The organism is Bradyrhizobium sp. 153, assembly GCF_023073835.1.
Lineage (GTDB): Bacteria > Pseudomonadota > Alphaproteobacteria > Rhizobiales > Xanthobacteraceae > Bradyrhizobium.
The window spans coordinates 1-7,584 of the sequence record NZ_JADPKH010000026.1 but is presented as its reverse complement, the minus strand read 5'-3'; the positions used below and the strand labels follow the sequence as shown (position 1 = coordinate 7,584).

The following is a 7,584-nucleotide window of genomic DNA, read 5'->3' as shown; positions in this document are numbered from 1 at the left end:
ATCGGGGCATTCCTTGAATCATCGCAAAGTCCTTCTCGCAAAAGAACTTTCGCTGATTCGCGCCCCGATGCGCCTCAATACTGTGAGAAATGCGGGCTAATCTAGTGGATCGCATGCCGCCTGAAGAACGGCTGTTTGGGAGGCGGTGACGTTGTCTCGAAATCCTGATCAGGTTGCCGTAACGACCCTTTAGACTCCTTCTCGGAGCCATTTTGGATAACGCTCATCGCGGTGTCATCAAGCGCAACGAGAGGCGCTAGGGCGAACACATCTGCGCAACTGAGTTGGTGCAACTCCATAGGTAAGGCGCTGGGTTAGCGCTGGTTCGGCAGCGGCCGCGACCAGCTCGACAGCCTGCTCGACGAGACGGCGCGCGCGAACCTGTCGGCGCGTGAGACGCTGATCCTACTGTGCGAGCGCGAGATCGCGCGCAAGGATCATCGCCGCATCGAGATGGCGCTGAAGCTCGCACACTTCCCGGCCGTGAAGGAGCTTGCTGGCTTCGACTTCGAGGCGCAGCCGTCAATCGATCCAAAGCAGATCCGCGATCTTGCCGCGTCACCTTGGATAGCCAACGGAGAGAACGTGCTGCTGCTCGGCCCGCCAGGCGTGGGCAAGACGCACTTGTCGATCGCTTGGGCGAGAGGCAATCCTGGCCGGGTACACGGTGCAGTTCACCACGGCGACGACGCTGGTCGCTGGCCTCGCCAAGGCGCACGGCGAGCGAGGCCTGGACGAGAAACTGCTCGCGCTGTCGAAGCCAAAGCTGCTCATGGTCGACGAACTCGGCTACTTGCCACTTAAACCTGACGCGGCGCATCTGTTCTTCCAACTGGTGAGCCGGCGCTACGAAACCGGCGCCATGCTGATCACGTCGAACCGCAGCGTTGCTCCTCGGCGACGCCATCCTGGATCGCCTCGTTCACAACGCTCACCGCCTCCAACTCTCCGGAGAAAGCATGCGAAAGCAGAACGGCCGCAACCAAACTCTTGGCGTCAACCCAAACCCCTGAACCAATCACCATGTCGGTCAAAGCCGCTGCTCACCATCGGCAAATGCGCACAGGTGACCTTAGCGGACGACGCGCTGGTGATCGTCCCGGGTCTTCAAATCGGAATGCTGGCCGAGAAAGTCTGCAACCTCGGCCTAGACCGCCTGGGCAAGCAGGACACGCGCCCCATTGCGCAAGACTTCTGTGAGTTGATCGTCGAAGATTCCAGGCTGAATCAGATGGATGACGTTATCGTTGGACAAGGCATATCGCTCCTTCGGTGGAGAAGTGGAGGCCTCAAGCACCCCCACGATATGCCGCCTTTCCGATTCCCGCCGTCACCAACTTTGGGCGATAGCTCTTTTGGTTCTTCACGGACGACTATCATCTATTGCTCGATCTTTTCCTCCCTATTCCAGGAAAACGTGAATGTCGTTCTGCTTGCCTGATCGCCCCAGAGTGGCCGTGTAGGGCACATCATGAATCCTGATGTGGGTCTGTGGTCGGTCCGGGCTCGGCAGCACGTTATGCCAGTGCATTCCGCGCCGGAGGTTCTCCGGCGCCGGTTGATTGCCGTGTTGCCAACTCGGAGGGACGAATCCTCCTAAGTCTTGCGCTGGCGGCATGTACTGTGGCGCGAAGATCGATGTCCCGAAGCTTTGCTCCCATGATGGTGGCGGATTGACGCTTTGCACTGGCGAATGGGCGGGTAACGACAAATCCTGCCAGAAGTTCGCTGTATTCCAGCTGTCGGCGGGAGGCTGGCCGGCTTGATCCACTCCACGCCAAAACTCTGGCGAATCGACAAATTGCGTTGAGGGTCCCGGTCGATCCGCTATCGATGTCCCGAAGCTTTGCTCCCATGATGGTGGGCTTGGCGGATTGACGCTTTGCACTGGCGAATGGGCGGGTAACGACAAATCCTGCCAGAAGTTCGCTGTGTTCCAGCTATCGGCGGAAGGCTGGCCGGCTTGATCCACTCCACGCCAAAACTCTGGCGAATCGACAAGTTGCGTTGAGGGTCCCGGTCGATCCGCTGCAGCCGCCGCTCGCGCACTGCTGGGAGCGGTCCTCAAACGTCGTTGGAGTTGCTGCCGATCGGCGACGAGGTTGTCGAGGTGCAGCACGGCTGGCGGCCGTCTTTGCGCCAGTCGCCTAACAAGCGCCCGCGTGCCGTCAACCACGAAGACTCCGCAATCCCAACCGTTCCCCTGCCGGGTCATGCGGACAGGCTCCAGACGCGTACCCAGCCTTTGTGCGAGCATTTTTGCAAGCTTGTCGTTGTATCCTAGGAAGGAGTCATAATGATAGGCAACCGGCCGTTCCCGGTCGCTGCGATCAACGAACAGCAGCGACCAATGGGTGCCACGACGATGACGATCCGTAGCACTGGCATCGTTCACTGGCACGAACAGGAAGTCGGCTGTGTCGTTACCGTTCTGATTATGGACGATGCGCTGGAATGCGCTTAGCGCGACGCTCTCGGGGCCCAAGCGCAGATGATAATTGGCTATGAGGGGATCCACGAACCGCGTCCGGGCGGCGAGATCTGGATTGTTCCCCTGCAACTCCTGTTCCAGGAGCTCGTAATCCCTCTGGATATGCTCGTCGCCCAACCAATCCTTGGGGCCAAGCGATAATTCGCTGCGGCCTTGAATCGATGGATCAACCTGCTGCAGCGGCCAGGTTGATCCGAACCCGGTAGGTTGATCCAAGCGGCCCTTCGGACCGGCCGATTCCCGCCCACTTGCCTGCTGAGGGGACAACCCCGACGCCGCGTTCGCCTCAACGACCTGTAGGTACTGCCCAAGCCGCTTGAGACCCACGGAAAATCCTCTGAGGGCTTCGGTGCAGTCTCGGAAGTCTTGGTAATCTATTTTTAACGACCATTTCTGCTGGTCACTGCCGTTGAGACGGCTCGCTATGCTCTCCCTACCCCTTGTTTGCAGCCAATCACTAAACCTACGTTGATTTATGGCCATATTCCGGACAGCTTTCCTCTGGGAAGTCGAGTCCTGTCCGAGCTTGCTCAGCTCTTCGTTGGCCAAGCCATCAATCATGCGGGCGTCGTCGGGATAAGGATAAGGATGATGATGCTTCAATTGGGGCTCGGTGCCTAGATACTGCCGAAGCCGATCGAAACTCACGACCACTTTTCCCTCGGCTTTGGTAAAGGCCCTGTAATCCTCCATCAACGACCGTTGCTGCTGATCACTGCCGGTGAGTCGGCTGACTATGTTCCCCCTACCCTCCCTTTGGAGCCAATCACTAAACCTACGTTGTTTGCTGGCCCGTTCCGAGACACCTCTCCTCTGGGAAGTCGAATCCGATCCCAGCTTGTTCAGCTCTTCATTGGCCAGGCCATCAATGAGGTGGGCGTCCTCGGGATAAGGATAATGTATTTGGCGCCCCATCAGGCGCGGCCCGGGCCCGACGGCTTGGAGTTCTTGCTCGTTGGGCGCGAACCTCCTGAAATGAGACAGTGCCGACTTGAGACGGTTATGATTGTCCCCACCGCCCGCCCTGTAATCCGTGATATCAGCGGCTAGTGACTCTGGATCGTTTAAAAGCCGAGAAGCCATCGAACCCCTGTTCTCTGCTCGGAGCCAACGAGCAAACCCCCTAAGAAGCCCTAAATTGGTCCTGAGGGTACCATCGCAAACCCTTCCGTCCCCTCGGCCGGTACTACCGTCGGGGAGAATTTCATATCCTCGGACTGCTTCCGCGAACTGCTCGATGCGGGCCTCGTCTTCGGGATGCATGTCCTGGCCAGCGGGGCGACCACGCTTGGCGAAATCCATCCGAAGCTCTGAAGAGGCCACCTCGGACGTCGAGCCGCCGGACGACTTTTCGCCACCACTTCCTCCGAAGACTTTGCCGAACCCTGACTTAACACGAGAAAACAGTCTACGGCTTTTGCTATCCTTCGTCCGCGCCGCAGGCTGCGGTTCCGATGGCGCTGTGTAGCGCGTGCTACTGAACAACTGGTCACGCAAGCTAGACTGCGAGGCCGTCGCACCCGCGCCAAGGTGAGCGCTAGGAACATCGACACTGTGACGCGTGCTGCTGAACGAGTTGTCCCGCAGGTTGGACCTTGGCCGCATTCGCATCGAACCACCAACGTCCGTACGCTGGATGTTTTCATGCGACCGTGCGGCTGGAGTGTCGGGGGAACTAACCCCGGAACTCTCCTCAGCAGAGCGGAGTTGCAGCTCGCCCAATTGCTGCTCGAAGCCAGCTTGATCTGCAGGGTCAACGTCGGTCTGTTGCCGCTGCAGCTCGGCGTACCAGCGCATCCAATCGTCCGGATTGTTATAGACGGGTTCCACACGACTCTCCCTAGATGAGGTGACTCTTCATAGCTGCCCCGCGGCCACACTCCGGTGCACTGACCACAGAGACCGGATTCAAAAAGCCGGACGTCAAGATTCGCCAAATTGAACAAAAAGGGACCGTTAGTGCCGCTCCGAGCTCGTGCATTACTCACACCTGCCCAGCCTTGGCTGCTGCAGAAGAGCGCCCCGGCTTCCTGGGCAACAGGTAACCGCTCGCCAAACCTCAAAACGATCCAGGAGAACCGAAACCCAAATACTCGCACAATCCAAAAGCCACCTGTTGCCGCCCTCCTTCCGGGCAAGTTCGCATGCGGCACATCGCGATCGAAATTGGGCCGCCCCATTGCTGATGGAAGGCGTCCGGGTTTCGATACTTGCACTGCAAGCTCTGCTTCCTCATCAGTTCTTCAGTTCAACGTCCTCACATTCGCTACAACCAACGAGCCTCTTCGAGTGATCATGACGCTTCAGAGCGAAGTCCGCATGTATGATTCAGACTGTACAACCTGACGCTACGTAGACTTCAAGCCCCAGTGCTGTCGCGTCGAGCCTGGTTGGCTTTCATACCCGTTTCAGGATGCGGCAAATCCTCGCAGCTTGGTGATCTACCGCCGCTTCAAGGACCTTAATGCGCCAGGCGCCGCCGATGAATACCAAAGACGTGTTGGCAGCGGCGTAAGCGCGAAGCTTTGGCCGTTCAGGCTTGGAAGTTCCAGGGCATGAAAGTATCGATCTGAGAGATCGGCCAGCGCCGCTTTATCGATGCGAAGTCCCCCGAACATCATACACCGACGCTGACCCAGCATAACGCTGCCGCGGTCGCAGCGATAGACAGCGGGTAGTCACGACTGTAAAAACCCTGACGACGGCCTTGCAGTTATCCGCAGCATGGCGGCCGGCCGCGGTCCAGGTCTTGCGCATCCGCGCATGCCGGCGCGCGGTGTTCATGAAGCGCTTGTGACTGCCAATAAGACTGCTCGTTTTCCTCGTCATCGGCTTCTCCGCCCGGCTGCTCTTCACGCTCGCAGTCTTCGCGCTGCCCGTCTTCGCAGGCGTGACGATTGGCCTTTGGGCCTTCTACACGGGGGCCGGCGCGCTCGGCGGCATCGTGGTGGCCGTCGTGGCGGGCGGCGCGAGGTTCGGTATAGGCCAACTCGCGCTCGCCTTCGTGACGTCTACTTGGCTCCGGCTCGTGATCACCGTTGTCTATGTCGCGCCCGCCATGTTCGCCGGTTACAACGCGACGCATGGAATCGCCCAGATGGCGAAGGCCTTCGCCCACCTGGCAAATGATCTTCGCGATCGTTGGCGCGACTGTCGTTACCCCTACGGCGTTCATCCGCTTTACGGCTATGGTCGCACCCGGACCAGCCGGACGGGATTTGGCGCAGGGCTACCACGTTAGCGGCGGCCATCAGGTGGGACAGATCAGGCGCCCAGAGCACTCGCGATGCTCATCCTCGATACTCGATTGAGAGCGGCCCGAGCGTCGAGGCTCGAATCATCGAGGGGTGGCCGAGCTAACGGAGATTGTTGAGACGCAGTGATCTAGACGGTGACGTCTCACGAACACGCCCGACAACTCAAGTCGTTGGGCGTATTGCTGCGTGTTCCAGCCGATCGTGATCACGGAGTCAGGGCATCGTGATCACCCATTCCAGAGCATCGTGATCACCATTTCCAGCCGATCGTGATCGCTATTTCCAGCGATGCGATCGGGGCAATTAGGAGGCGCGCGCCGCTGACAGTCTGCCACCCGGGTAGCTTGGTCTTTTGCCTAACCGCAGAGGACCGAGATGCCGACCGAGAGACTGTCCATGCGCCACATCCGTGAAGTTCTACGCCTGCACTACAGCGTCGGCATGTCGCAACGCGCCCTTGCCCGCAGCCTGGGCTTGGCCCAGGGCACGGTCAGCAAGTACCTCAACCGAGCCTGCCGCGCCGGCCTGACCTGGCCGTTGCCGCCGGAGCTGGATGACGATGTCCGGCTCGAGAACCGCTGTATCCGCCACCATCCGATCGGCCCAGCGACGAGCGCCCGCATCCGGATTGGGCGCTCGTGCATCGCGAGCTGCGGCGGAGGAACGTCACGCTGATGCTGTTGTGGGAGGAGTATTGCGACGCAAACTCCGACAGCTTCAACTATGCGCGGTTCTGCGAACGCTACAAGGAGTGGACGGGCCGCCTCAAGCCGACCCTGCGCCAGGTCCATGTCGCCGGCGAGAAGCTGTTCGTCGACTATTCCGGCCATACCATGGAGGTGGTTGACGGGCTCAGCGGCGAGGCGCGCAGCATGCAGATCTTCGTCGCCGAGCTCGGCGCCTCGAACTACACCTATGCCGAGGCCAGCTTCAACCGATCGCTACGACAAGGGATCGCTGTTGATCACGACTCAGGTGCCCGTGTTGCAATGGCACGATGTCATTGCCGAGCCGATGACTTCATGATGCCTCCGTCTTTGAACGCTTGGTACGTCGTATCCGATTGCGCAGCCGACTGATTTGTTCGTCTGAGAGCTCGATCTGTCATGGCTGGCCTTTGGCTAACTGACGACCTGCCAGCATTCCGCGCGCAAGATAATCGAAGATTGTTTGCGGGGTTACTCCAAGCTCAGCCGCTGCGCACTGAATCGAGAAGCTGCCGTCGGGCCAGCGCATCGGATTCTTGTCCACGCCGTTGATTTTGACGGTGGGAATGCCCCAGCGGGTGCGCAACAGCCAGACGTTCTCGCCTTTGAAGGCGCAGCCTCGGGCCGCGACAAAGCCTTCCTGATTGAGTATTGCCGCGATCTCGCCATCCATTTTGTGTTCAGCATTCAACTCGACGATCCGTCGCCGCAACCGATCAATGTCGATATAGTTGCGGTAGGTATGAACGCGCCGTTGTACGTGATGCTCGCTGGTTGCGCCGGTCTGCCAGACGATCCTGAGCCACACCTGACCTCGGGTCCGCTTCTGATCAAGAACGACTTCGCGGATGACAAATCGCAGAATGCGCTTGCGATCGGCTGCCGACGTGGTGGCCGCATTCCAAATCCGCGGCAGGTTCTCGCCGAGCGCTTGTAGCCCTGCGCGTTCCGCCGGGCCAATCAGAAGCGGCTCTTGCGCGCGCCAACGCGCATGCTGCTGCTCGACCGTCTCGACGACACGCAGCTTCTCTTCCCAAGCCCGCTCAAGTGAGCGCGCCACAAGACGGTTCTCGGGCTCGACGGCGTCATACTGACGCCGGGCGCGCTCGGCCTCGTAGCGGGCGCGCTC

The 7,584-nt window shown here is 59.7% G+C and carries 3 protein-coding genes and 4 pseudogenes; 4 read left to right on the top strand and 3 right to left on the bottom strand.

Going from position 1 to position 7,584, the window contains the following annotated elements; genetic code table 11:
- Positions 1–339: 339 nt before the first annotated feature.
- Positions 340–1,013 (top strand): annotated as a pseudogene (istB, locus tag IVA91_RS06225) (IS21-like element helper ATPase IstB); the annotation flags it as partial.
- A 62-nt stretch (positions 1,014–1,075) separates the two neighbouring features.
- Here the strand turns inward: istB and IVA91_RS06220 are convergent.
- Positions 1,076–1,303: pseudogene (locus IVA91_RS06220) on the bottom strand (IS256 family transposase); the annotation flags it as partial.
- Between the two features lie 99 nt (positions 1,304–1,402).
- Positions 1,403–3,793, bottom strand: a complete 2,391-nt coding sequence (locus tag IVA91_RS06215) for a Ulp1 family isopeptidase (RefSeq protein WP_247458470.1) — start codon at positions 3,791–3,793, stop codon at positions 1,403–1,405.
- A 1,495-nt stretch (positions 3,794–5,288) separates the two neighbouring features.
- Between IVA91_RS06215 and IVA91_RS06210 the strand changes: the two are divergent.
- The 3 genes and pseudogenes from IVA91_RS06210 to IVA91_RS06200 all read left to right on the top strand — a co-directional run.
- Positions 5,289–5,718 (top strand): annotated as a pseudogene (locus tag IVA91_RS06210) (hypothetical protein); the annotation flags it as partial.
- Between the two features lie 426 nt (positions 5,719–6,144).
- On the top strand, positions 6,145–6,423 hold the full coding sequence (locus IVA91_RS06205) for a winged helix-turn-helix transcriptional regulator (protein WP_247458469.1): 279 nt from the start codon (positions 6,145–6,147) through the stop codon (positions 6,421–6,423).
- The gene (locus tag IVA91_RS06200) at positions 6,387–6,827 is read left to right on the top strand and encodes a hypothetical protein (protein WP_247458468.1); all 441 of its coding nucleotides are present in this window, start codon (positions 6,387–6,389) and stop codon (positions 6,825–6,827) included. Before IVA91_RS06205 ends, IVA91_RS06200 begins: the two co-directional genes overlap by 37 nt.
- Positions 6,828–6,852: 25 nt before the next feature.
- On the opposite strand, the pseudogene IVA91_RS06195 reads toward IVA91_RS06200, so the two are convergent.
- Positions 6,853–7,584, bottom strand: a pseudogene (locus IVA91_RS06195) (recombinase family protein); the annotation flags it as partial.

What these genes read in the sequence shown, in the direction of transcription:
- IVA91_RS06215 (WP_247458470.1), bottom strand. Translation starts at nt 3,793, where the DNA reads ATGGATTTCGCCAAGCGTGGTCGCCCCGCTGGCCAGGACATGCATCCC.
- IVA91_RS06205 (WP_247458469.1), top strand. Translation starts at nt 6,145, where the DNA reads ATGCGCCACATCCGTGAAGTTCTACGCCTGCACTACAGCGTCGGCATG.